Here is a 26,616-nt window from a genome sequence, read left to right as displayed (position 1 = left end):
GCATAGTCTCTTCACGGGGAGGCTGGCTCCCCGCATTCGGGGTGCGTTCGGCGTCTCGCGGGGGAGGAACTTCCATGACTCGACAGCGTCCGCTGCGGCAGCGTCGCCGCTCCACGGCCTCCGCGCTCGCGATGGCCCTGCTGCTCGCCGGGCTCGCGCTGCCCGCGTCGGCCCACGCCGAGAACCTGCCCGAAGGACCTCCGACGGCTGCCGAACCGGCGCCGGCGGAGCCCATCGGCTCAGGGTCGACCGACACCCCTCCGCCCGTCGATCCGCCTGTCGTCGTCGATCCGCCTGTCGTCGTCGATCCGCCTGTCGTCGTCGATCCGCCTGTCGTCGTCGATCCGCCTGTCGTCGTTGACCCGCCTGTCGTCGTCGATCCCCCCGTCGTCGTTGACCCGCCTGTCGTCGTCGATCCGCCTGTTGTCGTCGATCCGCCCACCGATTCGCCCGAGACGGACGAGCCCTCGCCTGGCACGCAGCCCGGTTCCGGCAGCGGATCTCCTACGACCTCCGACCCCGCGCCGAGCTCTGGAGCGGGTGCTCCCGCTTCCGGCGGCGGTGGCAGCCCTTCTACGGGAACCGGCACGGGCACAGGCTCCGGCTCAACGGGTAACGGCGGCGGCGGAACAGGCTCGACGGGTGGCGGCGGTGGCGGCGGCAGGACCGGCGGCACCCCGACCACCGAGGCGGGCACGACGGCGCCGCGCGCCTCCGCGCCCGGACGCACGCTCCTCTCGACGTCCGCCGCCGACCCCGCCGCGGCTCCGGTCCCCGGGACCGAGACCGTCGGCGCTCCTCCCGCCGTCTCGGTGTTCCTCACCCGCGACGCCGGCGTCGACCCCGGCTCGCTGACCGTCGACCTCGCCCGCTTCTACGGGGTGGGCGTCGCCTACGCCGGGTTCCAGCGCGAGGAGAACGCCACCGCGACGCTCCGCGCGCCCTCCGGCACGGAGACGCCGCTGACGGTCGAGAACCGCCAGGACGGCGAGTCGGGCAGCACCGGATCGGCCACCGTGCCGACCGCCGCGCTCCTCTCCATCGGCACGTACACCGTCGCCATCACCGGCGACCGCGGCTCGTCCGCGACCTCGACGTTCGGGCTGACCGCGTCCTCCGCTCCCGGCATCCTCGTCGAGCCGCGCGAGGCCACGAGCGCCGAGGCGGCCATGCCGCGCGGCGCGGTCTGGGGCTTCGGCCCGGTCGAGAGCGTCACGGTCGGCGCCTACACGACCGCCGGCGTCCGCGCCGACCTCGCCGCCGGTGACCTCTCGGTCCGCGTCGATGCGCTCGGCTGGTCCGACCTCGACCTCGGCGAGGCGATCGTCGCGGAGCCCACGGCAGAGGTCTACTGCGTCGTCGCGGTCGGCTCGATCAGCAAGCGCACCGCCGCGGTCACCGTCGCCTACCCCGCGGAGGGCGCCACCACGACGGCGCCCGACGCCGCGCAGGTCTGCGGCATCGCCATCACCTCGGCCAAGGCGGGCACCGTCCCGACGGCCACCGAGAGCACCGGCGGCCTCTCCGCCGGGGTCGGCCTGACCATCGGCGCGGGCGTGCTCGTCGCCCTGCTCATCGCCGGGCTCGTGACGGCCGTCGTCCTGCGCCGTCGTCGCGAGAACGACGACCTGCTCATCGGCGGACCGCTCCCGCACACCACGGAGCAGTGACGACCTCGGCGGCGGCGCTCCCGCTCCGGCGGGGCGACCGCCGGAGCCTGCGGATCGCCGCGGGGGAGCGATGCGCGACGACAGCCTGATCGCCGCGCTGCACCGCGGGCGTCCGCGGACGATCGCGGCGGCGGCCGAGCTCACCCACCAGGAGCCGGCGGACCTCCGCATCGCGGTCGACCGCCTCCGCAGCGTGGGCCTCCTCTCCGGCGAGGGCGACGAGATCGGCTACGTGCCTCCCGTCGACTGGGCGGCGAAGACGGTCGCGCAGCACACCGTCGCCGCTCGCCGCGCCACCACGGAGGCGCTCGACGGCATCGAGCGGCTCGTCGCCGAGCTGCCGTCCCTGCTCGGGGCCTGGACGGTCGGCGCCGCGTCGGAGGACCTCGTCCCGACGCTGCTGCGCCACGGCCCGCACGCGTCGGAGGACCTCTGGTTCGACCTGGTCCGCAGCGACTCGGGCACGCTCGTCGCCGCGCTCCCGGACGTCCAGCGCTTCCTCGATCCGCCGACCGAGCGCGCGGTGCGGTTCGGCGAGGCGCTCGCGGCCAAGGACAGCGTGCGCGTGATCATCCCGGCCGACAGCGTGCGCGACCCGCGGGTGCTCGCTCGGATCGAGGCGTACCAGAAGGCCGGCGTCGAGTACCGGCTGCTCGAGACGATGCCGAGCTGGTTCTGGGTGGACGGCGAGTACCTCGCCGTGCCGTTCGAGTGGGGCGAGACGCGCCCGACGAGCGTGCTCGGGCTGCGGCACGAGGCGCTCGCCGGGCTGGTCAGCGCGTATTTCGAGGAGCTGTGGCGGCAGGCGATGCCGGTCGACTCGGCCGAGCAGAGCTGGACCCCGCTCCTGCGCCTGATGCGGACCGGGGTCACCCTCGAGACGGCGTCGCACCGGCTCGGGATCAACCCGCGCACCGGCCGGCGCCGGATCTCGGCGGCGATGGAGCACTACGGAGCGTCGACGCTGTTCGCGCTGGGGGCTGCCTGGTCAGCGGAGGGGGGCCGCGCGGTCCCGGGCGGGCCGGCTGCCGACTAGCGGCGCGGGTCCGGATCCGGGCCTTCGCGAGGCGGGTGCCAGGAGGGTCCCGACCACTCGGGGAGGGTTCGGGTCACCCCGAGTGGTCGTTCTGCGCCGACCAGGCAGGACCCAGTGTCCGGACCCGGACCGGTGCGCCGCAAGCGCCGCTTGCGGACATGTCCGCTAGCGGACACGCGCGGATCTCGATGCGCCCTCCGCGCGGGCGGCGTGAGAGGAGTGCGGCGCTCACCGCCCCCCATGCTGGTCGAGTAGCCCGCAGGGCGTATCGAGACCCGATGTGGTCGGAGGGTGGATCTCGATACGCCCGCTATGCGGGCTACTCGATCAGCATGGGGGACCCGCTGCGCGGGCTGTCCGATCAGCGTGGGCGCCCCGCCGCTCGATCTGCGTGGGCGGAGCGCGGCGCTCGCCGCCCCTTGTCTGTCGAGCAGCCCGCAGGGCGTATCGAGACCCGCCCCGCGTCAGCCGGCGGCCGTGAAGCGCAGCAGGATGGTGCGGGCCTCGGGGCGCAGCTGGAAGTCGGGCCAGACGTCCGGGCCGCAGGCGCGCGAGCCGAGGCCGTGCTGGGCGGCGTCGATCGTCAGCACCGACCGGGTCGAGGCGGGCAGCTCGTGCGGGTGGCCCGCCGCCGTCAGCTCGTGCGCGGTGTGGCGCGCGAGCGTGAAGCCGGGGAGCCGGCCGTGCAGGTCCGGCGCCGCCTCGATGCGCAGCCGCGCGGCTCCGCCCTCGCTCAGGATCAGCTCGCGGACGGCGCTGCGGTGCCCGTTCTCCTGCGGGCGCGCGTACTCCGTCTTCAGCTCGTCGATCCCGGCCGAGAAGCGGCCCACCCGCGCCGCGCGCAGGCTGTCCGGGTACGACTCCCGCGGGCCGGTGCCGAACCACTCGGCTCCGTCGACCGAGGCCGGGAGGTCGAGCCGGATGCCGAGTCGCGGCCAGACCGATCCCCAGCCGCGCGTCGGCACCAGGTCGACGCGCAGGACGACCGCGTCGCCGTCGGTGCTCCAGCGCTCGTCGACGAGGAGCGCCGCGTCGAGGTCGGCGGCCGACCAGCGGGTGCGCCGGTGGACGCCCGCCGAGGTGTCGACCGCCTCCACGCGGCCGACGAGCCGGTCCAGGCCCGCCTCGCGCCAGCGCGACGCGGAGGACGGCGCGGGCACGCCGTTGCCGTTGCCGGTCCGCGGATCGCCGTCGGTGTATGCGGGGAAGCCGTCGCCCTCGTCGTTGTCGGTCGGAGCGCGCCAGAGCTCGGCGCGCGGACCGTCGACGGCCAGTCCGGCCAGTGCGGTGAGGCGCCCGCCGCGGAAGCTCGCGAGCCCCAGCGTCCCGCCCTCGGCGGACGCGCCGCCGCGGGGCGACCGCGCCCAGGCCGGGAGAGCGGCGGGGGCGGAGAGGCGGCGCTGACCGGTCGAGATCACGTGCCCCTCCTCCGCCCAGACCGCGGCCGCGGCGAGCACCGCGTCGACGGTGAGCCACGCCTCGCCGCCGGTGGGGACGTCGACGACGGGCAGGGCCAGGCGTGCGGAGTCGCCCGCCGCGATCGCGGGGGCCTCGAGCACGCCCTCCGCGGTGACCCGGCCGTCGAGCTCGACGCGCCAGGCGAAGCGCAGATCGGCGGTGGACGCGTCGTGCCGCCGGTTCTCGACCAGCACGCCGTCCTGCTCGACCGTGACGCGGACCGGCGCGACGATCTGCTTCCACTCGAACAGCCCGGGGCTCGGCGTGCCGTCGGAGAGCACCATGCCGTCCATCACGAAGTTGCCGTCGTGGACGACCTCGCCGAAGTCGCCGCCGTACGCGTAGTACTCGACTCCCTCCGGCGTCCTCGCGCGCAGACCGTGGTCGCGCCACTCCCAGACGAAGCCGCCGTGCAGCCGCGGGTAGCGGTCGACGAGGTCCTCGTACTGGTCGATCGCCCCGGGGCCGTTGCCCATCGCGTGCACGTACTCGCAGAGCAGGAACGGCTTCGAGCGCTGCCGCGCCGACTCCCCGGCCGTGCAGCCGAGCAGCGGCGTGCGCGAGTCGTCGCGGCCGATCTGCTCGGTCTCGGGGATCGACGAGTACATGCGCGAGTAGAGGTCGGTGTAGGCGCCGGTGTAGTCGCCCTCGTAGTGGACGGGGCGCTCCGGGTCGCGGCCGTGCACCCACGCCGCCATCGCGGCGAGGTTGGCGCCCGTGCCGGCCTCGTTGCCGAGCGACCAGATCACGATGCTCGGGTGGTTCTTGTCGCGCTCGACCGTGCGCTCGATCCGGTCGAGGTACGCCTCGCGCCAGGCCGGGTCGTCGCTGGGGTTGCCGACCCAGCCGTAGCGCTCGAAGCCGTGGGTCTCGAGATCGCACTCGAGGATCACCCAGAAGCCGAGCTCGTCGGCGAGGTCGAGCAGGCGCGGGTGCGGCGGGTAGTGGCTGGTGCGGATCGCGTTGACGTTGAACCGCTTCATCATCGCGAGGTCCGCGCGGGCGAACTCCTCGTCGAAGGCCCGGCCGCGGTCGGGGTGCGTCTCGTGGCGGTTGACGCCGTGGAGGACGACGCGCTCGCCGTTGACGAGGAAGCGGTCGCCGCGGATCTCGACGGTGCGGAAGCCCAGGCGGAGCGAGACGGTCTCGCCCGAGGAGGCGACCTCGGCGTCGTAGAGGCGGGGCGCCTCCGCCGACCACGGCTCGACGGCCGGGACCTCGATCGGAGCGACGTCGCCGGCGCTCGCCCAGACCGTCTCGATCCCGAGCTCGGGGACCCGCAGCGTGACCGGGAAGGCCGCGTCGCCGGCCGTCAGCTCGGTCTCGATCCGGCCCGCGCCCGCGGCGAAGGAGGTGCGCACGAAGACGTCCTCGACGCCGCCGACCGGGCGGGCGATCAGGTGCACCGAGCGGAAGATGCCCGGCAGCCACCACTGGTCCTGGTCCTCGACGTAGCTCGCCGCCGACCACTGGTGCACGCGGACGACGACGAGGTTCTCGCCGGGCCGCACGACCTCGGTGACGTCGAACTCCTGCGCGAGGCGGCTGCCGGAGCCGATGCCGATCTCGACGCCGTTGACCCAGACGCGGTAGCGCGACTCGACCCCGTCGAAGCGGAGCACGACCGCCTCGGCGCCGGCGAACGACTCCGGGAGCTCGAAGGTGCGGCGGTGGTCGCCGGTCGGGTTCTCGTCCGGGACGAACGGGGGCTCGGTCGGGAAGGGGAACTGCACGTTGGTGTAGGCGGGGAGCCCGTAGCGCCCGTCGCCCTGGAGGACCCAGTGCGACGGGACGGGCAGGAGGTCCCAGCCCGAGTCGTCGAAGGACTCGGCCCCGACGTCGTCCACCCCCTCGCCCTCGGGCAGCGCGTCGGCGCCGCCGGGCGTCCCCGGTGCGGCGGGGAGCAGGCGGAAGCGCCAGTCCCCGTCGAGCGGGAGCGTCGGGGCGTCGGAGTGCAGCCACGAGCGGGCGGCGCGGCGCCGGCCGGAGCCGGGGCCGGTGTCGGCGAGGTAGTGGGAGGACGTCGGGGCGAGGGTCACTTCACGGATCCTTCGGTCAGGCCGCCGCGCCAGAAGCGCTGCAGCACGATCATGGCGATGGCGAGCGGGATGATCGACAGCAGGACGCCGCCGGTCGTGAGCTCGTAGAACTCGGGCAGCCGGTCCACCTGGCTGAGCCAGTTGTTCAGGCCGAGGGTGATCGGGAAGAGCTCGGTGTCCGAGAGCATCACGAGCGGCAGGAAGTAGTTGTTCCAGATCCCGACCAGCTGGAAGAGGAACACCGTGACCAGCGCCGGCGTGAGGATCCGCAGCCCGAGGGTGTGGAAGATCCGCAGCTCGCCGGCGCCGTCGATCCTGGCCGCCTCGATGATCGCGGTGTCGACCGTCGCCTGCGCGTAGATCCGGCAGAGGAACAGGCCGAACGGCGAGACCAGCGAGGGGATCAGCACGCTCCAGTAGGTGTTCGCGATGCCCATCTGGCTGAAGAGCAGGAACAGCGGGAGGGCGGTGGCGGTCCCGGGGACGAGGACGCCCGCGAGGATCGTGCCGAAGACGAGCTTGCTGCCCCTGAACTCGTACTTGGCCAGCGCGTAGCCGCCCGCGGCCGCGAGATAGGTCGCGAGGAGGGCGCCGACGCCGGCGTAGAGCACCGAGTTGAGGAACCATCTGACGAAGATGCCGCCGTCGTAGGTCAGCACCTGGCCGAGGTTGTCCCAGAGCGCGAAGGTCGGCGCGAACCAGAAGCCGTAGGTGGCGAAGAGGTCGCCCGTGGTCTTCGTGGCGGCGACGACGACCCAGTAGACCGGGATCAGGAAGTAGATCGCGACGACGACGAGGATCGCGGTGACGATGATCGTCGAGGCGCGGTTGCGCCCGGCCGAGCGGTCGGGGCCGCGGCCGGCCCGCACCGGGCGGTCGGCGGTGACGATGCCGGTGGTCGTGGGCGCATCGGCGGTGGCGCGCTCCGTCGTGCTCATGAGGACTTCCTGTTCGAGATCGAGAGGAACGTGAAGGAGAGGGCGAACGCGACCAGCGCGATCAGCACGGCCTGCGCGGCGGCGACGTTGTAGTCGTTGTAGGCGAAGGCGGTGGTGTACGCGCTGAGGTTCGGCGTGTACTGGCTGTCGATCGCGGGCGCGACCGTCTTCAGCACCTGCGCCTCGGCGAAGAGCTGGAGCGTGCCGATGATCGAGAAGATCGTCGTGAGCACGAGGGCCGGGCGGATGAGCGGGAGCTGGATGCTCCGCGCGACCCGCCAGGTGGAGGCGCCGTCGACCTTCGCGGCCTCGTAGAGCTCGACCGGGATCGACTTCAGCTGAGCGACGATGATCAGCATGTTGTAGCCGGTGTAGCTCCACAGCGAGATGTTCGCGATCGACCAGAGCACCGAGTTCGCGCCGAGGAAGTCGGGGTCGAGGCCGACCACGTTCGCCGCGTCGATGATCGGGCTGAGCCCGGGCACGTAGAGGAACGACCAGAGGATCGTGGCGATGACGCCCGGCACTCCGTAGGGCAGGAAGTAGGCGGCGCGGAAGAAGCCCGGGAAGCGCGCGGAGGCCGACTCGAGCATCAGCGCGAGCACCGTGCACAGCGCGATCATGATCGGCACCTGCACGATGCCGAAGAGGAACATCCGGCCGATCGAGGCGATGAAGTTGCCGTCGGCCAGCGCCTGGGCGTAGTTGTCGAAGCCCGCGAAGCCGCTGGTGACGCCGGCCTCGCCGAAGAGACCCGAGCGGGTGACCTTCGTGAAGCTCGAGCCGATGGCGACGACGATCGGGATGATGAAGGTGAGGACGAAGAGCGCCAGGAACGGCGCGAGCAGGATCCACGGGGCGCGGGTGACCGCGCTGCTCCGCTTCGAGGCGCCGGGCGCCTTCGACGTGGCCGCGACCGCGGCGGCGGCGGGGGAGGTCGTGGTGGTCATGCGGAGGCCTTCCTGATGCTGAGGCCCTTGTTCTGGAAGACCGTGATGATCTGCTGCTCCGCCTGCGCGACGGCGTCCACGAGCGTGGTCCCGGACGCCTTCCTGCGGAACCCGTCGCTGAGGATGTTGAACGACTGCTGGGTGACCGGCCACCAGGACCAGTCCGGGTTCTGCTCCGTCGCGGCGGGGACGAAGACGTCCTCGTTGTAGTTCTGCCCGCTGAAGAACTCGCTCGGGCCCTTGCGGACCGAGCCGATCTCGCCGACCGCCGGGGACCAGCCGATGCCGCTGTTCGCGATCATCGCGTCGATGCCCTCCTGCGACGTGGTCATCCACACCGCGAACTCGAGCGCCTCCTTCGGGTGCCTGCTGTTGGCGAAGACCGCGGCCGTCGAGCCGCCGAGGAAGCTGGAGCCGTAGCCCGCGCCCTCCCAGACCGGCATCGGTGCGGCGCGCCACTTGCCGGCGCCGCCGCTGACGCCCTCGATCAGGGCGTCGCCCCAGCTCGCCGTGGTGCAGGAGGCGATGCCGCCGTTCGCGGCGGCTGCGAACCACGCGGGGGAGTAGGCGCCGTAGCCGACCTCGACGAGGTCCTGGTCGATCGCGGAGTCGAAGAAGGAGGCGACCTTCGTCGTCGCCTCGTCGGTCATGTCGATGACCCAGCCGTCCTCCTCCGCCTTCAGCCACTGCGCGCCGGCCTGCGTCGCGAAGGCGGCGAAGACCGAGGCGTCGGCGAGGGGGAAGCAGTCGATGTAGGAGTCGACGCCGCGCAGCTCGGTCGCGACCGCGGCCCAGTCGTCCCAGGTGGTCGGCGTCTCTGCGCCGACGCTGTCGAAGATCTCCGGCTGGTAGAACATCGCCATCGGGCCGCTGTCCTGCGGGATCCCGTAGACGCCGCCGGTGTAGCTGACCTGGCCCCAGAGCGTGGGGTCGTAGAGGTCCGCGTAGTCCGCGGCGCCGTAGCGGTTGAGGTCGACGAGCCCGTTCACGAGGAGGAACTCGGGGAGCGAGCGCATCTCGACCTGGCCGATGTCGGGGCCGCCGCCGGCCGCGAGGGCCGAGTAGAGCTTCTGGTAGCCGCCGGCGTTGCCGCCGGGGATCCAGACCGCGTCGACCTGGACCTCGGGGTGCGAGGCGTTCCAGACGTCGCAGACCTTCTGCAGGTCCTTCAGCCAGGCCCAGTACTGGAGCCGGATCGGGCCGGTGGCGGCCGGGATGGCCGCGCCGGCGTTGACCGAGACGGTGCCGGGCGTCGCGCAGGCGGTCAGACCGCCCAGTGCCGCGGTGCCCAGGCCCGCGGCGAGCAGCTGTCGCCGTGTGAACGGGTGCATGTTTCCCTCACTTCATCGTGGTGGAGTCCGGGGCCAGTCGCCCGGGTGATCGGACGCTACCACGATTTTCGAGTGGGTACTCGAAATTGGGAGGCGGGACCCCGGGAAGGGCCCGAGCGCGCGCTATTCTGGACGATCGTCCGGCTGTGGAGTCGGCACACCCCGATGGCGAGGAGCGGTTGATGACGGAGGCGACGCCCACCCGCAGCGCCCGCCGCGGCCCCTACGCGAAGTCGGCCGAACGCCGGCGCACGATCATCGAGGCGGCGCACGCGGTCTTCGCCGCCCGCGGCTACGCGCGCGGCTCGCTCCAGGACGTCGCCGACCGGGTCGGACTCAGCCAGACGAGCCTGCTGCACTACTTCCCGTCGAAGACCGACCTGCTGCTGGCCGTGCTGCAGCACCGCGACCGGATCACCGGCGACGGCTCGACGCCCGTCGATCCGGACGAGGGGCTCGTCGAGGGGATCGTCCGCCAGACCCGCTACAACGAGACCGCGCCCGGCGTGATCGAGCTCTACGCGGTGCTCTGCGGCGAGTCGACCACCGACGAGCACCCGGGCCGCGAGTTCTTCGCCCGGCGCTTCCAGCGGCTGCGCAGCGAGTACGCGGACCAGCTGCGCGAGCTGCGCGCCGAGGGCAGGCTGCGCGAGGGCGCGGACCCGGACCGGGTCGCGGCGTCGATCATCGCGCTCTGGGACGGCATCCAGCTGCAGTGGCTGCTGGAGCACGACGCGGTCGACATGGTCGCGTGCCTGACGGACTACCTCGACCTGGTGATCCTGCCCGCGCCGTAGGCGCCGGACACGGCACTCCGGCCGGGCTCCGGTGCCGCGCCGCCGTGGTGGAGCGGACGCCGGCTCTCATCCGTGGTGGTCGAGCAGCCGCGCAGCGGCGTATCTCCATGCTGGTCGAGTAGCCGCGCAGCGGCGTATCGAGACCCACCCATCGAACGACGGTGGATCTCGATACGCCCTCTGCGAGGGCTACTCGATCAACATGGTCGCCCCATGCTGGTCGAGTAGCCGCGAAGCGGCGTATCGAGACCCCGCCGCCTACGGGAGCAGGCGCGTCGGGCCGCGGAAGAGGTAGGTGACCTCGCGCAGGTTGGCCTGGCCGAGCATCAGCATGATGACGCGGGAGAGGCCCATGCCGAAGCCGCCGTGCGGGGGGACGCCGTAGCGGAAGAAGTCGAGGTAGAACTCGAGCTCCTCCGGCTCCAGGCCCTTCTCGCGCGCCTGCTCGACGAGGACGTCGACGCGGTGCTCGCGCTGCGCTCCGGTCGAGATCTCGACGCCGTTGTAGATGAGGTCGTAGCTGTTGGTGATGGCCGCGTCGCCCTCGCGGCGCATGTGGTAGAACGGCCGGATGCTCGAGGCGTAGTCGGTCAGGAAGACGAAGTCGTGGCCGAACTCCTCCTGCACGTAGGCCGCGATGCGGCGCTCGCCCTCTGGGTCCATGTCGTCGTCGGCGCGCGGCACCTCGTAGCCGCGCTCGGCGACGATCCGCTTGGCCTCCGCGAGCGGGATGCGCGGGAACGGCGTGGTCGGCACGCGCAGCTCGATGCCGAAGAGCGCCTGGATCGCCTCGCCGTGCTTCTCGACGACCGCGGTGAGGCCGGCGACGAGCAGCTGCTCGTGCATCGACATGACGTCCTCGTGCGAGTCGATCCACGAGATCTCGGCGTCGACGCTGGTGAACTCCGTGGCGTGCCGCGAGGTGAAGCTCGGGTCGGCGCGGAACGCGGGCCCGACCTCGAAGACCTTCCCGAAGCCGGCCGGCTGCGCCATCTGCTTGAAGAACTGCGGGCTCTGCGCGAGGTAGGCCTTGGTCTCGAAGTACTCGACCTCGAAGAGCTCGGCGCGCGACTCCGAGGCGCTCGCCATCAGCTTCGGCGTGTGGATCTCGATGAAGTCGTGCTCGATCCAGTACGTGCGCAGCGCGTGCTCGAAGGTGGTCTGCACGCGGGCGATCAGGTTCTGCTCGGGGCGGCGCAGGTCGAGGAAGCGCCAGTCCATCCGCTTGTCGATGCCGGAGTCGGGCGCGATGGGCGCCTCGGGGATCGACGCGCTGACGATCTCGAGCGTCTCGAGCTTGACCTCGAGGCCGCCGAGCTTCACGCGCTCGTCGTGCTTCAGCTGACCGGTCACGCTGATGAAGGAGCCCTGAGCGAGTCCGGAGATCGCCTCGGTGATCGCGAGCTTCGCGGCGGAGGCGTCATCGCCCTCGACGGCCTCGCGCACGGCCGGGTTCACCAGCTGCACGGCGCCGGACTCGTCGCGGAGCACGACGAACTGGACCTTCTTCTGGTCGCGCACGGTCTCGACCCAGCCGGCGACGCGCACCGGCCCGTCCTCGAGCGCGGCGAGCTTGCTGACGGTGGTTCGGGGGAGGCGGGTCTCGTCGGTCACGGTAGGGGAGTCTACTCGGGGGCCCGCTCCGGCGGTCCGACGGCGCCCGGCCCCGCGTCAGCGCAGGACGCCCGAGCGGCGCGCAGCCGAGACGGCGGCGGTGCGGGAGGTGACGCCGAGCTTCGCGAACACGTGCGCGAGGTGCGACTTCACGGTGGTCTCCGTCACGAACAGCCGCGCAGCGACCTCGGTGTTGCTGAGGCCCTGGCCGACGAGGGCGAGCACCTCGGTCTCGCGCGCGCTGAGCCGTGCGGCCGGCGAGCGGAGGCGCTCGAGCAGCCGCGCGGCGACGGCGGGGGCGAGCGCGCTCTCGCCGGCCGCGGCCGCTCGGATCGCGGCGAGCAGGTCCTCCGGCGGCGCGTCCTTGAGCAGGTAGCCGCTCGCGCCCGCCTCGACCGCGCCCAGGATGTCCGCATCGGTGTCGTAGGTCGTGAGGACGAGGACGGAGGGCGGATCCGCCGAGGACCGCAGCGCCCGCGTCGCGTCGACGCCGGTGTCGCGGTCGGCGCCGAAGCGCAGGTCCATCAGCACCACGTCCGGTCGCAGCCGGGCGGCCTCCGTCAGCGCCTGGGCGGGCGAGCCGGCCTCGCCGACCACGCTGAGCCCGTCCTCCGCGGCGATCAGCGCCCGCAGCCCCGCGCGGACGATCGGGTGGTCGTCGACGAGGAGGATGCGGATCACGGGGTGCCTCCCGCGGGGAGCTCGGCGCGGACGGTCGTGCCGGTCGGCGACGAGTCGACGTCCAGCCGGCCGCCGAGCTGCTCGGCGCGCTCGCGCATCGCGCGCAGTCCGAAGGAGTCCGGCCGCGTGGAGAGGGCGACCGAGCCGGCGTCGAATCCGGTTCCGTCGTCCGCGACCGTGAGGCGGGCCGTGCCGCCGTCACTCCGCAGGGTCACCGAGACCGTGCTCGCTCCTGAGTGCTGCAGCGCGTTCGCGACCGCGCCCTGGGCGAGCCGGAGGAGCGCGGTCTGGGTCTGCATCGGCAGGCCGCGGCCGTCCTCCGCCTCCACCGACACGACGACTCCCGAGCGCTCCCAGTGCGTGCCGGCCAGGCGCCGCAGCGCCGCGTCGATGCTCTCGCTGTCGAGGGCGGGCGGCGAGAGCTCGCGGATGAAGCGGCGCGTCTCGTCGAGGTCGGCCGCGGCCGTCTCCCGGGCGAGCCGGACGTGCTCGATGCCCGGCCGCCCCGGGTCGGCGCGCTCGGCCGCGTGCAGCAGCATCTGGATGCTCGACAGGCCCTGCGCGACGGTGTCGTGGATCTCGCGCGCCAGGCGTGCGCGCTCCTCGGCGACGGCCGCGGCGCGCTCGCTCGCTCCGAGCCGGTCCCGCGTCGCGAGCAGCTCGGCGAGCAGCTCCTCCCGCTCCCGCGCCTCGCGGGCGAGCGCCCGCGCCGCGAGACCGATCAGGATCGCGATGCCGGCCGCGATCACGGGCCCGACGACTCCGCCGATGCTCCAGCGGCCGTCCCTGCCGAGTGCGGCGACGGCGATGCCGGTGAGGCCGAGCACCGCGACGATCGACGCCCGGGGCGGCAGCACGTGCATCGCCAGGAAGAAGAGGGGGAACGCGAGGTAGGCGGCGTCCGGCTCGAGCAGGACGAGTGCGGCCCACGCGAGGGTCACTCCCGCGAGCCAGAGCATCCCGCGCCTCGGCGAGCGCGCGGTCCAGCGCGGCCCGGCCAGGTAGGCGGCGAGCAGCACGAGGCAGAGCGCGAGCACCGCCGGCGTGCGCGGACCGGGCTCGACGAGCGCGCGCACGACGACCAGGGCGAGCAGGCCGCCGACGAGGAGGTGCAGACCGGCGCGCAGTCCCGTCAGGACGGGGGCGAGCGGGGTGTGCGGCACGAGGGAACGCTACGCACTGCCGGGGGCGGCTGTCATCGTGCGAAAGGTGGAGGCGGTCGTCCGTCGAACAGCGGGCGGCGGTCCCGCTCGATCGCACGATGCGCCGGATCCGTCCCCTCTTCCACGCTGGAGGGGCCGTCGATCCCGCGGCACCGACTCCCTGGAGGTCCTCGTGTTCGTCGCCTGGCGTGAGCTGCGTTCCGCACGCGGCCGGTTCCTGCTCATCGGCGCGGTGGTCGCGCTGCTCACCCTCCTGGTGGGGTTCCTCTCCGGCCTCACGGGCGGGCTGGCCCTGCAGAACGTCTCGGCCGTGCTCGGCGTCCCCGCCGACCGCCTCGTCTTCTCCGCCGGTGCGGACGCGCCCTCGTTCGCGGACTCGGCGGTCACCGCCCAGCAGGAGGAGCAGTGGGCGGCGCTCCCCGGTGTCGTGTCCGTCGAGCCGCTCGGCGTGCTGCAGGCCCGGGCCGAGGCGGGCGGAGCGCGCGTCGCGGTCGCCGCCCTCGGCGTCGACGCGGCGCTCGGGGCGCCGGCCGACCCCGGCGGCATCGCGCTCTCGGCTCCGGCGGCCCGCGCGCTCGGCGTGGGAGTCGGGGACACCGTGAGCATCGCGGGCACGTGCGCGACCGTCTCCTCGATCGGCGGGGACGACTGGTACAGCCACACGCCCGTGGTCCGCCTGCCCCTCGCCGCCTGGCAGGCCCTCGCGGCGTCGCTCGGCACGTCGGCCGACGCGACCGTCCTCGCGGTGCGCGGCTCGCCGGACTGGGCAGCGGGGGAGGCGGCGACCGGCACGGTCTCCCGCGCCCCGCTCGCGGCACTCACCGCGATCGGCTCGTTCCGGTCCGAGATCGGCTCGCTGCTGATGATGGTCGCGATGCTCTTCGGGATCGCCGCGCTGGTCGTCGGCGCGTTCTTCACGGTCTGGACGATGCAGCGCTCCGGCGACATCGCCGTGCTCAAGGCCCTCGGAGCGTCGACCCCCTCGCTGCTGCGCGACGCCCTCGGCCAGGCCCTCGTCGTGCTGATCGCGGGGACGGGCGCCGGGCTGCTCGCAGTGATCGGGCTCGGCGCCCTCGCCGGCTCGGCCCTGCCGTTCCTGCTCAGCCCCCTGACCACGCTGGTCCCGGCCGCCCTGATGATCGCGCTGGGACTGCTCGGCGCCGCCGCGGCACTGCGCGCCGTCGTCTCCACCGACCCCCTCACCGCACTCGGGAGCGCACGATGATCGAACTGCTGGACGTCACCCTCACCTTCGACGACGGGGGCTCGCGCCTCACCGCGGTCGACCGGGCGGACCTCGACTGCCCACCGGGCACCGTCACCGGGCTGACCGGCCCGAGCGGCTCCGGCAAGTCCAGCCTGCTCGCCGTGGCGGCGACCCTGATCCGCCCGGACTCCGGCCGCATTCTGATCGACGGCGACGACGTCTCGCGCCTGTCCCGGGCGGGGGCGGCCCGGCTGCGCCGCTCGCGGATCGGCATCGTCTTCCAGCAGGCCAACCTGCTGCCCGCGCTGACGGCCCGTGAGCAGCTGCTCGTGATGGACCGGCTCGGCGACCGGCGGCGGACCTCGGCCTCGGCGCGGGCGGACGAGCTGCTCGCGGAGGTCGGCCTCTCCGAGCGCGCCCACGCCCGCCCGGCCCAGCTCTCCGGCGGTCAGCGGCAGCGGGTGAACATCGCCCGCGCCCTGATGAACGCGCCGTCGGTGCTCCTGGTCGACGAGCCGACGAGCGCTCTGGACACCGAGCGCGGCACGGCGATCATCGATCTGATCGTCCGCCTGACCCGCGAGCGCGGGACGGCGACCCTCCTGGTGACCCACGAGGAGGCGCACCTCCCGCGGCTGGACCGGGTCGCGACGATGCGGGACGGCCGGCTGACGGTGGGGAGCGAGCACCGGCCCGAGACGCCGGCCGGTCGGCGGTCCGCGGCGCGGTAGCGTCGCCCGCATGAGCACCGCACTGATCACCGGAGCGTCCACCGGCATCGGCGCCGCCTTCGCGCGCGCCTTCGCCCGCCGCGGCTTCGACCTGGTCCTCGTCGCCCGCGACCGGGCACGGCTCGAGGAGGCGGCCGCCGCGTTCCGCGCGCTCGGCGCCGGCCAGGTGGAGGTGCTGCCCGCCGACCTCTCCGATCGCGACGACGTCGAGCGGGTCCGGACGAGGCTCGTCGACCCCCAGCGCCCCGTCCGCGTGCTCGTCAACAACGCCGGCTTCGGGATCGACGGCAGCTTCGCCGAGCCCGACGTCGCGGCGCAGGACGAGGCGTTCGAGGTGATGGTCCGCGCCGTCTCCGTGCTCTCCGGAGCGGCCGCGCAGGTGATGGTCGGCCGAGGGCGCGGCGCGATCCTCACCGTGTCGAGCGTCGCCGGCTTCGTGCACCTCGGGCCGTACTCGGCGATCAAGGCGTGGGCGACGGCCTTCACCCAGTCGCTGGCGGTCGAGCTGCGCGGCAGCGGCGTGCGGGCCGCGGCGCTCTGCCCGGGCTGGGTGCGCACCGAGTTCCACGAGCGCGCGGCGATGGACACCGGCTCGATCCCCTCCTTCCTCTGGCTGGACGCGGACGCGGTCGTCGAGGAGTTCCTCCGCGACGTGGCGCGCGGCTCGGTCGTCTCGATCCCCTCGTGGCGCTTCGGCGTGCCGATCACGGTGGTCCGCCACCTGCCCGGCTCGCTGGTGCGCCGGCTCTCCGCGGCGGTGAGCGCGCGGCGCTGAGCGGTCCCTCAGCAGACGCGGCGGAGGTGCGGATCGGGCGTCCCTATTCCCACCGTTCCTCCACGCGGCGTTCCGTACACTTGACGCTCGTGGTTGCCGATCAGATCCATCTCGTGCGGCACGGCGAGGTGTTCAACCCCGACCGGGTCCTCTACGGGCGACTCCCGAACTTCCGGCTTTCGGACCTGGGGCACCGGATGGCGCGCGCCGCCGCCGACGACCTGCTCGAGCGCCGCCGCTCCGTCACGGCCCTCCTCGCGTCGCCGCTCCAGCGCACCCAGGAGTCGGCCCAGCCGATCTCGCAGGCGTTCGAGCTCGAGATCACGACCGACGAGCGGCTGATCGAGCCGACCAACCGCTTCGAGGGCAAGCGCGTCGGCGCCCGCGACTCGGCGCTCAAGGACCCGCGCAGCTGGCCGCTGCTCCGCAACCCCTTCGAGCCCAGCTGGGGCGAGCCGTACCTCTCCATCTCGGCGCGGATGTACGCCGCGCTCGAGTCCGCCTGGCAGAGCACGGCCTCCGGCGACGTCGCGCTGGTCAGCCACCAGCTGCCGATCTGGACCACCCACCGCGCGATCGCGGGGGAGAAGCTCTTCCACGACCCGCGCAAGCGCCGCTGCGCGCTGTCGAGCATCACCACCTTCGAGCGCCGGGGCGACCGCTTCGTCGAGGTCGGCTACTCCGACCCGGCGGCCGGGCTGCAGGGCCTCGCGACCGACGTCGGAGCGGTCTGATGCGCCGCACCCGCGCGCTCGGCGCCCTCGTGCTCGTCGCCGCCCTCGCGCTGACCGGCTGCACCCGCGACCCGCTGGCCGAGCGCTACCGGCAGGGCACCAACGACGGCTTCATCTCGGGCGACGGGACGATCACCGAGATCCAGGCCGAGAAGCGGGACGACCCGATCGTCTTCACCGGCACCGACGAGAACGGCGAGACGGTCGACTCCGCCGACCTCGCCGGCCGCGTCGTCGTGGTCAACTTCTGGTACGCCAGCTGCGCGCCGTGCCGCGCCGAGGCCGCCGACCTCCAGGCCGTCAACAGCGAGTTCGAGGGCCAGGACGTCGCCTTCGTCGGCGTCAACGTGCGCGACCAGGCTCCGACCGCCGCCTCCTTTGCGGCCGACTACGGCATCACCTACCCCTCGATCGTCGACACCGACTCCTCGGTGCAGCTCGCCTTCACCGGCGAGGTCCCGCCGAACGCCGTGCCCACCACGATCGTGCTCGACAGGGAGGGCCGCGTCGCCTCGCGGATCCTCGGCCAGCTGCAGGAGGCGTCGATCCTCTCGACGCTCGTGGGCGACGCGCTCGCGGAGTCGGAGTAGCGCGGTGAGCGAGGTCGTCATCAGCGGCCAGCTCCTCCTCGCGGTGCCGATCGCGCTGCTGGCCGGGCTCGTCTCGTTCGCGTCCCCGTGCGTGCTCCCGCTCGTGCCCGGCTACCTGGCCTACGTGGGCGGCTTCACCGACGCCGACGAGCGCGCGGCCCGCGGCCGCCGCCGGGTCGTGCTGGGCGTGCTGCTGTTCGTGCTCGGCTTCTCGCTGGTGTTCGTGCTCTTCGGAGTCGCGGCCGGCTCGATCGGCTACTGGCTGCGGGCCTACGGCGACGTGATCACCCGCGTCCTCGGCGTCTTCGTCATCGCGATGGGGCTCGTCTTCATCGGCCAGCTCTCCTTCCTGCAGCGCACCCTCCGCCCGGGCTTCCGCCCCGCGACCGGGCTGATCGGCGCTCCGCTGCTCGGCATCGTCTTCGGCGTCGGCTGGACCCCCTGCCTCGGCCCGACGCTGACCTCGATCCTCGCCCTGAGCTACGGCGCCGGCTCGCCCTGGCGGGGCGCGCTGCTCACGGTCGTCTACTGCCTCGGGCTCGGCATCCCCTTCCTCCTGGTGGCGTTCGGCTTCAGCTGGGTCACCACCACCCTCGCGTTCGTGAAGCGCCACATCCGCGTCATCAACATCGCGGGCGGCGTCGCACTCGTCCTGATCGGAGTCCTGATGGTCACCGGCCTCTGGAACACCCTCGTCTACGGAGCACTCTTCGAGGTGATCAATGGCTTCCGGCCCGCGCTCTGAGTCCGGCCCGCGCTCTGAGTCCGGCTCGAGCACCGAGCCCGGCTCGAGCACCGACGCCTCGGCGGGCGCCGACGCGACGCAGCAGAAGGCGGACGCGTCCTTCCGCCCCGCCGACCACTTCGACTCCGACGGGTCGATCACGCAGCCGACCCTGGGGTTCACCGGCTGGATCCGCTGGATGTGGCGCCAGCTGACCAGCATGCGCACGGCGCTGTTCCTGCTGCTGCTGCTCGCGATCGCGGCGGTCCCGGGCTCGCTGGTGCCGCAGCGCTCCTCCGACCCCAACGGCGTCACGCAGTACTTCGTCGACAACCCCGACCTGGCGCCGCTGCTCGACAAGGTCCAGGCCTTCGACACCTACACGTCGGTCTGGTTCTCGAGCATCTACCTGCTGCTGTTCGTCTCGCTGATCGGCTGCATCATCCCGCGGACGAAGCACCACTTCGAGGCGATGCGCTCGCGCCCGCCGCGCACCCCCGCGCGCCTGCAGCGGCTGGCGGGCTACACCGTCCGCGAGGTCGACGGCGCTAGCGAGGAGGAGGCGGTCGCCTCCGCGCACGCCGTGCTGCGCCGGGCGGGCTACCGCGTCGAGCGCCACGACGACCCGCGCGGCCGCTGGTCGAGCGTGTCCGCCGAGCGCGGCTACCTCCGCGAGACCGGCAACCTGGTCTTCCACTCGGCCCTCGTCGGCATCCTCGTCGCCGTGGGCATCGGCGGCGGCTTCGGCTACAGCGGCCAGCGCGTGCTGGTCGAGGGCTCGCAGGGCTTCGCGAACAACCTCGCGGGCTACGACTCCTTCAACCCGGGCCGCTTCTTCGACAGCGGCCAGCTGGACCCGTACCAGCTCACCCTCGACTCGCTCGACGTGCAGTACGAGGAGCAGAACCAGCAGGCGCTCGGCCAGCCCGTCGACTTCACCGCCCACGTGACGACCACGCAGCGCGACGGCGACTCCTCCGACGAGACGATCAAGGTCAACGACCCGCTCTCGGTCGGCGGCACCAACGTCTACCTGCTCGGCAACGGCTACGCGCCGACGATCACGGTGCGCGACCCCTCCGGGACGGCCATCTTCACGGACTCCGTGCCGTTCCTCCCGCAGGACGCGAACCTCACCTCGGTGGGCGTCGTCAAGGTGACGGACGGCCTCGCGGAGCAGGTCGGGCTCACCGGCTTCTTCTACCCGACGCAGGACGAGCTGGCCACGGGCGCCTCGACGTCGATCTTCCCGGACCTGCAGTACCCGGTGCTCTCACTGAACGTGTTCGCGGGCGACCTCGGCCTCGACGGCGGAGTGCCGACCTCGGTCTACGTGCTCGACACCGACTCGCTCACCCGGCTCACCGGCGGCGACACCGGCGTCGGATCGATCACCCTGAAGCCGGGCGAGTCCGCCGACCTGCCCGACGGGCTCGGCACCGTGACGTTCGAGAACGTCGGAGCGGACCCGTCCGTCGTCGGGACGGACAGCGTCAAGCGCTTCGCCTCGTTCGACATCCACCACGACGCGACCCAGGGCTGGGTGCTGCTCTTCGCGATCCTCGTGCTCGCGGGGCTGCTCACCTCGCTGTTCGTGCCGCGCCGGCGCGTCTGGGTGAAGGCCACGACGGGGGCGGACGGGGGCGTGACGATCGAGTACGCCGGGCTCGCCCGCGGCGAGGACCCGCAGCTCACCCGCGCGGTGCGCACGATCGCCGACCGGCACGCTCCGCTCGACCAGCCCTGACGCTCGACCGGGGTCGGTGACGGCCGACGTCGCTGACGGCTGACGTCGCTGACGGCCGGAGTCGGTGGCGGCCGAGGTCGAGTGCTGAACCTGTGCATGTGTGCAGGGGCGCCTCGCAGCACCGTCGCTTACCCTGGAGGGGTGATCGAGACCCTCTCGCAGTACTCGGTGCTGTGCCTCTACTCCGCCATGGGCATCTACGCCCTGGCCTTCATCTTCTTCGCCATCGACCTGGCGCGGCGCTCGTCCGTGGCCGACGGCGAATCGATCGAGGTCGTGCGCGAGGCCGAGCGGGTCGCCTCCAGCGCCGCCGCCGATCGCGCCGCGAGCGGACGGGCCACCGTCGCGTCCGCGTCCGCCTCCGGTTCCGGCGGCAACGGGCGCACCGCGACGCTCTCCCGCCTCGGCAGCCGCGTGGAGGACGAGGTCTACAACGCCCCGTCCCGCTCGAAGGCGATGCGGATCGGCTTCTCGCTCACGCTCCTCGCCTTCGTCCTGCACCTCGGCGCGACCGTCCTCCGCGGCGTCGCGGCCGGCCGCGTCCCGTGGGCGAACATGTACGAGTTCTCGATCACCGGGACCGTCCTCATCATCGGCGTCTTCCTCGCCGTGCAGCTGCGCTGGGACCTCCGCTTCCTCGGCGCCTTCATCACGGGCCTCGTCCTCGTCCTGCTCGGCGTCGCGACCGTCAACTACTACGTCGACGTCGTCCCGCTGCCGCCGGCACTGCAGTCCTACTGGCTCGTCATCCACGTGCTCGTCGCGATCCTCGGCACCGCCTTCTTCGCCCTCGGCTTCGCGCTCTCCGTCACGCAGCTGCTCCAGTCGCGCCGAGAGAGCAGCGGCGAGAGCGCGCCGTCGGTCCTCCGCTTCCTCCGCACCCTGCCCAGCTCGCTGACCCTCGAGAACCTCGCCTACCGGGTCACGATCATCGGCTTCATCCTCTGGACCTTCACGCTCATCGCCGGCGCCGTCTGGGCCGAGAAGGCCTGGGGCCGCTACTGGGGCTGGGACACCAAGGAGGTCTGGACCTTCATCATCTGGACCATCTACGCCGGCTACATCCACGCCCGCGCCACGCGTGGCTGGCGGGGCACCCCCTCCGCCTGGCTCGCGATCATCGGCTTCTCCGCCGTCATGTTCAACTTCGGAGTCGTCAACGTGTTCTTCAAGGGGCTCCACGCCTACTCCGGCCTAGACACCGGCATGTGATCTGCGGGTGCTGGCGGGCGCGCTCGCGGCGTTGTCGTCGGGGTCCGTGGCGCAGCCACGCACCCCTCCTCCGCCTTGCGATCGCACCCACCAGCACCCGCAGATCGGAGGCCCGTCGCAGCGCGACGGGCCGGGGAGCACCGCCGTCGCTGCGCGACGAGCCACTGCGTGCACTGCCGTTGCTGCGCAACGAGCTACTCCGTCCACTGTGGTCGCTGCGTGACGAGCCAGTCCGTGCACTGCCGTTGCTGCGCAACGAGCTACTCCGTGCACTGTGGTCGCTGCGCGACGAGCCACTCCGTGCACTGCCGTCGCTGTGCGACGAGCCACTCCGTGCACTGTGGTCGCTGCGCGACGAGCCACTCCGTGGGCGACGGCCGTCACCAGGCGACGGGCTGCTCCGTACACTGCCGTCGATGCGCGACGAGCCGCTTGCGGAGCGTGAAGGTCGGCGATCTCTGCTGGTCGAGTAGTCCCGCAGGGGCGTATCGAGACCCACACGGATCAGCGGGCGGCCGATCGGCTGCAAAGGCCGGCGCCGGATCGCTCGTCGACTCGACCCGGATCGGTGCGTGCGCAGCACGGAGGCCCCCGTCAGCGTCCATTCGACGCCGCAGTTCCCGCGAGTGGACGCGGATCGGGGCCTGCGGATGCGTCGGACCCCGTTCCGGGTCCGCTCGCGCTTGCGAACAGGCGCACGCGCACCCTTGCTGGTCGAGTAGCCCCACAGGGGCGTATCGAGACCCACGTGGATCAGCGGGTGGTCGATCGGCTGCCAGGGCCGGCGCCGGATCGTTCGTCGACTCGACCCGGATCGGTGCGTGCGCAGCGCGGAGGCCCCCGTCCGCGTCCAGTCGACGGCCGCGGTTCCCGCGAGTGGACGCGGATCGGGGCCTGCGGATGCGTCGGACCCCGTTCCGGGTCCGCTCGCGCTTGCGAACAGGCGCACGCGCACCCTTGCTGGTCGAGTAGCCCCGCAGGGGCGTATCGAGACCCACGCGGGTGAGCGGGTGGTCGATCGGCTGCCAGGGCCGGCGCCGGATCGTTCGTCGACTCGACCCGGATCGGTGCGTGCGCAGCGCGGAGGCCCCCGTCCGCGTCCAGTCGACGGCCGCGGTTCCCGCGAGTGGACGCGGATCGGGGCCTGCGGATGCGTCGGACCCCGTTCCGGGTCCACTCGCTCGGGCGAACAGGCGCACGCGCACCCTTGCTGGTCGAGTAGCCCCGCAGGGGCGTATCGAGACCCACGCGGGTGAGCGGGCGGCCGATCGACGCGAAGGCGCGCGCGCGATCGCGCGGGGCCGCGACTCGACTCGGAGCGGGCTCCGCGCACCGCGCAGGGCCCGGTTCGCGTCCGCTCGAGGGCGGCGCCGATCTCGATGCCCCGCGCGGAGCGGGTCCGGTCAGGCGCCGGTGATCACGTCGATCAGGTGGGGGGCGAACGGGGCCGCGAGGGAGAGGACGAAGCGGGTGCGGGCGTCCTCGGGGTGGACGTCGCGGTAGAGGCCGCGGAGGTCGGGGAGGGTCTGGCCGCGGCCGGGGCCGGAGGTGGCGTCGACCTCGACGTGGACGCGCGGGGCGGAGGCGAGCTCGAGGGCGCCGACGGCGATCGCGGCGGCCATCGGGTCGTGCAGCGCCGCCGTCCGGTCGCCGAAGTGGCCGACGTAGAAGTCGAAGTAGTAGTCCAGCGCGTGCCCGATCGCCGAGGCGAGGGGGTCGGCGGAGCGGATCAGGACGTCCCGCTGCTCCTCGTCCAGGAGGTGCCGCATCGTCACGTCGAGCGGGACGAGCGTGAGGTCCCAGTCCGCGGCGACGACCTCGGCCGCGGCGGCCGGGTCGTGCCAGATGTTCGCCTCGGCGACCGAGGTCACGTTGCCCGGCGCGAGCCCCGCGCCGCCCATCACGGTGACCGAGTGCAGCAGCGACGGCAGCTCGGGGTGCTTCCGCAGCGCGAGCGCCAGATTCGTCAGCGGGCCGATCGCGACCAGCCGCAGCTCGCCCCCGTGCTCGCGGGCGAGGCGGAGCAGCAGGTCCGCCGGGTCCTCGTCGACGGGCTCCGCGCCGGCGGGGAGCAGCACGCCGCCGATGCCGTTCTCGCCGTGCACGTGCGGCGATCCGCCGGAGTAGGGCTCCTCGAGGAAGTCGTGCGCGCCCACGGCGACGGGGATGTCGGTGCGGCCCGCGAGGGCGAGGAGGCCGAGGCTGTTGACGGCGGCCTGGCGGGCGTCGGTGTTGCCGCTGACGGTGCTGATGCCGACGAGGTCGGCGAGGGGCGAGCGGAGCAGGTAGGCGAGGGCGAGCGAGTCGTCGATGCCGGTGTCGCAGTCGAGGAAGACGGGGACGGTGGGTGCGGTCACGGGACTCCGATGCTCGAAGGGGAGGGGATGCAGCGGGCATCGGCGGCCGGAGCACCCACCATTCTGGCCCTCCCGCGCCGCCGCCCCGACCGCGGGTAGCCTGAACCAGCGCCCGCAGCCCGGCCGGCGCGCGAGTCGAGGAGGGGTCCGTGCCGCGTCCGTCCCTCGTCTCGACCGTCGCCGACGCGCTGCTCGACGAGATCGTCGCCGGCCGCATCCCGATCGGCTCCGAGCTGCCCAGCGAGGGCGAGCTCGCACTCGCGCACGACGTCAGTCGGGCGACCATGCGCGAGGCGCTCGGCCGACTCCAGGGCCTCAACGTCATCGACGCCCGGAGGGGCAAGCGCGGCACGGTCAATCCCGTCGCCCGATGGAGCGATCTGGAGCCGATCCTGCGCGCGACCGCGTCGGGCGTCGACTCCGCCGCCGCGTCGCTGCACCTGATCGAGGTGCGCGAGATGATCGAGACCGGCGCCTCGGCGCTCGCCGCGGTCCGACGCTCCGACGCCGACCTCGCCCGGCTGGAGGAGGAGCTCGAGCGGATGACCGCCGCGCACGAGGCCGGCGACCTGGCCGCGTTCGTCGCCGCCGACATCGCCTTCCACGACGTCATCCTCGCCGCCACCGGCAACGTCTTCGTCGCGGCCGTCTTCGCGCCGCTGGCCAAGGTGATGCGCGAGAAGCGCGAGCAGACCTCCGCGCTCGTGCGGATCCAGCAGAACGCCCTCGTCAAGCACCGCGCCGTGCTCGAGGCCGTCCGCTCCGGCGACGCCGACGCCTCCCGCGCCGCGATGGCCGACCACATCGCGCAGACGGCCGAGGACCTGCGCCGCTACGTGCTCGCGGCGGAGCCGGCCGGCGGCTCCGCCGCCGGAGCGTAGGCGCGGCCGCGACCCAGCGGGCCGCCCATGCTGGTCGAGTAGCCCCGCAGGGGCGAGACCTCGCGCGCTCGTACGCGAGGTCTGCAGGCCCGGCGTCCGATGCCGGTGGATCTCGATACGCCCGCTGCGCGGGCTACTCGATCAGCATGTGGTGCGCGGGTTCTCCGGTCGGCATCAGGCGCTTCAGTCCTCGGTCGGCCTGGGGTGCACGGGTCCTCGGTCGGCATCAGCCGCGCGGCTTCTTCGGTCCGCACGGGGCGGCGGCCGCAAGGCGGAAGCCGTCGGCGCCTCGCTCGCATGCTGGTCGAGTAGCCCCGCAGGGGCGTATCGAGACCCGGCGCGCTCATGCGCGGGGTCTGCAGACCTGGCGTACGACGCTGGTGGATCTCGATACGCCGCTTCGCGGGCTACTCGATCAGCATGAGGGGGGGCGCCCGCTCCGCTGCTCGATCAGCACGAAGGCGGCGACGGCGGCTCGATCCGACGGCGGCCTCTTCCGGCGCGGCTCCGGTACTTGTAAGATATCTGATACCCCAGGACGAAGGAGTACCGGTGATTTCGGAGACGACGCTGCTGCAGCAGCACCCCGCGCAGGTGCCGGTCGAGGCCGCCGCCGTGGCCCGCACGCGCACCGCCCGCACGCCGGTGCTCGTGGTGCTGGACGACGACCCCACCGGCACGCAGTCCGTCGCCGACCTGCCGGTCCTCACGAGCTGGGCGGAGGAGGACCTCCGCTGGGCGCTCGCCACCGGCGCCCCCGCCGTGTACGTCCTCAGCAACACCCGGAGCCTCGCGCCCGAGGACGCCGCCGGGCGCAACCGGGAGATCGTCGCGAGCGCGCTCGCCGCCGCCCGCGAGCTCGACGTGCCGGTCGCGTTCGTCAGCCGCGGCGACTCGACGCTCCGCGGGCACTTCCCGCTCGAGACCGACACGATCACCGCCGCCCTCGACGGCGCGGTCGACGTCGTCCTCCTCGTGCCCGCCTTCCCTGACGCAGGCCGGGTCACCATCGGCGGCGTCCACTACATGCGCGGCGACGAGGGCCTCCAGCCGGTCGCCGAGACGGAGTTCGCCCGCGATTCGACCTTCGGCTACGCGCACTCCGATCTTCGCGAGTGGGTCGAGGAGAAGACCGGCGGGCAGTGGCCGGCCGACCGGGTCGTCGCCCTCGACCTCGGCACGATCCGTGTGGGCGCCGACGCCGTCGCTGCAGTGCTCGCCCCGCTCCGCGGCGGCGTGCCGGTGGTCGTCGACGCGGTCACCGAGGACGATCTGCGCCTGCTGTCGCTGGGGCTTGCGCAGGCGGAGGAGTCGGGCCTGCGGGTGCTCTACCGCGTCGGCCCGCCGTTCGTCCGGGCGCGCATCGGCCAGGAGGTGCACCCGCCGCTGACGGCGGACGAGGTGTTCCCGAGCACGGCGGGCGCCGACGAGCGCGCGCGCGGCGGCCTGATCGTCGTCGGCTCGCACGTCGGACTGACCTCGCGGCAGCTCGAGCGCCTCGCGGCGACCGGCTCGCTCCGGGCGACGCTCGAGATCGACGTCGACCGCGCCGTGGATCCCGAGCGCGCGCCCGCGCACCTGGCGGAGCTGATCGAGGAGGCGGCCGCTGCCCTCGCGGAGGGCGACGTCGCGGTGCACACCAGCCGCTCCCTCCGTCGCACCGACGACCCGCAGGAGAGCCTCGACATCTCGCGCCGCGTCTCGGCGGCCGTCGTCGCCGTGGTGCAGGGCGTCCTCGCGCGCACCCGCCCGCGGTTCGTCATCGCGAAGGGCGGCATCACCTCGAGCGACGTCGCCTCGAAGGGCCTCGGCATCCGCCGCGCGATCGTCCGCGGACCGATGCTGCCCGGCCTCGTCTCGCTCTGGGAGCCGGTCGAGGGCCCCGCCGCCGGCATCCCCTACATCGTCTTCGCCGGCAACGTCGGTGACGACGAGTCGCTCGCGCAGGTCGCCGCGACGCTCCGCTCTCCCGCGCTCTGAC

At 73.2% G+C, this 26,616-nt stretch carries 21 protein-coding genes; 13 read left to right on the top strand and 8 right to left on the bottom strand.

Annotated elements, in window-relative coordinates; translation table 11 throughout:
• The first annotated feature begins 74 nt into the window (after positions 1-74).
• Together HQQ82_RS07915 and HQQ82_RS07910 are read left to right on the top strand one after the other, a co-directional pair.
• Positions 75-1,670 carry a hypothetical protein gene (locus HQQ82_RS07915; protein ID WP_173232511.1) on the top strand — a complete coding sequence of 532 codons (1,596 nt, stop codon included), beginning with the start codon at positions 75-77 and terminating at the stop codon, positions 1,668-1,670.
• A 70-nt stretch (positions 1,671-1,740) separates the two neighbouring features.
• On the top strand, positions 1,741-2,706 hold the full coding sequence (locus HQQ82_RS07910; protein ID WP_173232510.1) for a hypothetical protein: 966 nt from the start codon (positions 1,741-1,743) through the stop codon (positions 2,704-2,706).
• A gap of 464 nt (positions 2,707-3,170) precedes the next feature.
• Here HQQ82_RS07910 and HQQ82_RS07905 read toward each other — a convergent pair whose 3' ends face one another.
• Genes HQQ82_RS07905 through HQQ82_RS07890 form a run of 4 tightly spaced genes read right to left on the bottom strand, consistent with a single transcriptional unit; the run spans position 3,171 to position 9,422 of the window.
• Positions 3,171-6,203, bottom strand: coding sequence for a glycoside hydrolase family 2 TIM barrel-domain containing protein (locus tag HQQ82_RS07905; protein ID WP_173232509.1), 3,033 nt, complete (start codon positions 6,201-6,203; stop codon positions 3,171-3,173).
• Positions 6,200-7,141, bottom strand: coding sequence for a carbohydrate ABC transporter permease (locus HQQ82_RS07900; RefSeq protein WP_173232508.1), 942 nt, complete (start codon positions 7,139-7,141; stop codon positions 6,200-6,202). The genes HQQ82_RS07905 and HQQ82_RS07900 overlap by 4 nt, the downstream gene beginning before the upstream one ends.
• Positions 7,138-8,091: a carbohydrate ABC transporter permease gene (locus HQQ82_RS07895; protein ID WP_173232507.1), complete on the bottom strand. Its 954-nt coding sequence runs from the start codon at positions 8,089-8,091 to the stop codon at positions 7,138-7,140. The genes HQQ82_RS07900 and HQQ82_RS07895 overlap by 4 nt, the downstream gene beginning before the upstream one ends.
• Positions 8,088-9,422, bottom strand: coding sequence for an ABC transporter substrate-binding protein (locus tag HQQ82_RS07890; RefSeq protein WP_173232506.1), 1,335 nt, complete (start codon positions 9,420-9,422; stop codon positions 8,088-8,090). The genes HQQ82_RS07895 and HQQ82_RS07890 overlap by 4 nt, the downstream gene beginning before the upstream one ends.
• Positions 9,423-9,604: 182 nt before the next feature.
• Here HQQ82_RS07890 and HQQ82_RS07885 point away from each other — a divergent pair, with 182 nt between their 5' ends.
• The gene (locus HQQ82_RS07885) at positions 9,605-10,219 is read left to right on the top strand and encodes a TetR/AcrR family transcriptional regulator (RefSeq protein ID WP_173232505.1); all 615 of its coding nucleotides are present in this window, start codon (positions 9,605-9,607) and stop codon (positions 10,217-10,219) included.
• 258 nt (positions 10,220-10,477) lie between these two features.
• Here the strand turns inward: HQQ82_RS07885 and aspS are convergent, their stop codons facing one another.
• The 3 genes from aspS to HQQ82_RS07870 are packed head-to-tail and all read right to left on the bottom strand — an operon-like array spanning position 10,478 to position 13,677.
• Positions 10,478-11,833 (bottom strand): aspartate--tRNA(Asn) ligase, encoded by a 1,356-nt coding sequence (gene aspS / locus HQQ82_RS07880; protein ID WP_367947872.1) that lies wholly within the window; start codon positions 11,831-11,833, stop codon positions 10,478-10,480.
• A 57-nt stretch (positions 11,834-11,890) separates the two neighbouring features.
• Positions 11,891-12,514, bottom strand: a complete 624-nt coding sequence (locus HQQ82_RS07875; RefSeq protein ID WP_173232504.1) for a response regulator transcription factor — start codon at positions 12,512-12,514, stop codon at positions 11,891-11,893.
• Positions 12,511-13,677, bottom strand: a complete 1,167-nt coding sequence (locus HQQ82_RS07870; protein ID WP_173232503.1) for a sensor histidine kinase — start codon at positions 13,675-13,677, stop codon at positions 12,511-12,513. Before HQQ82_RS07870 ends, HQQ82_RS07875 begins: the two co-directional genes overlap by 4 nt.
• 172 nt (positions 13,678-13,849) lie before the next feature.
• Between HQQ82_RS07870 and HQQ82_RS07865 the strand changes: the two genes are divergently transcribed.
• The 8 genes from HQQ82_RS07865 (at position 13,850) to ccsB (ending at position 21,397) form a co-directional block, all read left to right on the top strand.
• The gene (locus tag HQQ82_RS07865) at positions 13,850-14,902 is read left to right on the top strand and encodes an ABC transporter permease (RefSeq protein ID WP_173232502.1); all 1,053 of its coding nucleotides are present in this window, start codon (positions 13,850-13,852) and stop codon (positions 14,900-14,902) included.
• Positions 14,899-15,615 carry an ABC transporter ATP-binding protein gene (locus tag HQQ82_RS07860; RefSeq protein WP_173232501.1) on the top strand — a complete coding sequence of 239 codons (717 nt, stop codon included), beginning with the start codon at positions 14,899-14,901 and terminating at the stop codon, positions 15,613-15,615. Before HQQ82_RS07865 ends, HQQ82_RS07860 begins: the two co-directional genes overlap by 4 nt.
• A gap of 10 nt (positions 15,616-15,625) precedes the next feature.
• Positions 15,626-16,390, top strand: coding sequence for an SDR family oxidoreductase (locus HQQ82_RS07855; protein WP_173232500.1), 765 nt, complete (start codon positions 15,626-15,628; stop codon positions 16,388-16,390).
• A gap of 89 nt (positions 16,391-16,479) precedes the next feature.
• Positions 16,480-17,124: a histidine phosphatase family protein gene (locus tag HQQ82_RS07850; protein WP_173232499.1), complete on the top strand. Its 645-nt coding sequence runs from the start codon at positions 16,480-16,482 to the stop codon at positions 17,122-17,124.
• Positions 17,124-17,714, top strand: a complete 591-nt coding sequence (locus HQQ82_RS07845) for a TlpA disulfide reductase family protein (protein ID WP_173232498.1) — start codon at positions 17,124-17,126, stop codon at positions 17,712-17,714. The genes HQQ82_RS07850 and HQQ82_RS07845 overlap by 1 nt, the downstream gene beginning before the upstream one ends.
• A 4-nt stretch (positions 17,715-17,718) precedes the next feature.
• Positions 17,719-18,459, top strand: coding sequence for a cytochrome c biogenesis protein CcdA (locus tag HQQ82_RS07840; RefSeq protein ID WP_173232497.1), 741 nt, complete (start codon positions 17,719-17,721; stop codon positions 18,457-18,459).
• Entirely contained in the window at positions 18,437-20,185 is a 1,749-nt protein-coding gene (locus tag HQQ82_RS07835) for a cytochrome c biogenesis protein ResB (protein WP_173232496.1), read from the top strand. The genes HQQ82_RS07840 and HQQ82_RS07835 overlap by 23 nt, the downstream gene beginning before the upstream one ends.
• Before the next feature lie 189 nt (positions 20,186-20,374).
• The gene (ccsB, locus tag HQQ82_RS07830) at positions 20,375-21,397 is read left to right on the top strand and encodes a c-type cytochrome biogenesis protein CcsB (RefSeq protein WP_173232956.1); all 1,023 of its coding nucleotides are present in this window, start codon (positions 20,375-20,377) and stop codon (positions 21,395-21,397) included.
• Between the two features lie 1,403 nt (positions 21,398-22,800).
• On the opposite strand, the gene HQQ82_RS07825 is transcribed toward ccsB, so the two are convergent.
• The gene (locus HQQ82_RS07825; RefSeq protein WP_173232495.1) at positions 22,801-23,754 is read right to left on the bottom strand and encodes a nucleoside hydrolase; all 954 of its coding nucleotides are present in this window, start codon (positions 23,752-23,754) and stop codon (positions 22,801-22,803) included.
• A 149-nt stretch (positions 23,755-23,903) separates the two neighbouring features.
• On the opposite strand from HQQ82_RS07825, the gene HQQ82_RS07820 reads away from it, so the two are divergent.
• Both HQQ82_RS07820 and HQQ82_RS07815 read left to right on the top strand, forming a co-directional pair.
• Positions 23,904-24,635, top strand: a complete 732-nt coding sequence (locus HQQ82_RS07820) for a FadR/GntR family transcriptional regulator (protein WP_173232494.1) — start codon at positions 23,904-23,906, stop codon at positions 24,633-24,635.
• Positions 24,636-25,187: 552 nt separating this feature from the next.
• A complete protein-coding gene (locus tag HQQ82_RS07815) occupies positions 25,188-26,615 on the top strand; it encodes a four-carbon acid sugar kinase family protein (protein WP_367947870.1) in 1,428 nt (475 codons plus the stop codon).
• Position 26,616 lies beyond the last annotated feature (1 nt).

Origin of the sequence: Rathayibacter sp. VKM Ac-2856 (assembly GCF_013205055.1) — a bacterium.
In the GTDB taxonomy this organism is placed as follows: Bacteria; Actinomycetota; Actinomycetes; order Actinomycetales; family Microbacteriaceae; genus Rathayibacter.
The sequence above is the reverse complement of the archived record's forward strand: the minus strand, read 5'-3'. Positions and strand labels throughout refer to the sequence as shown.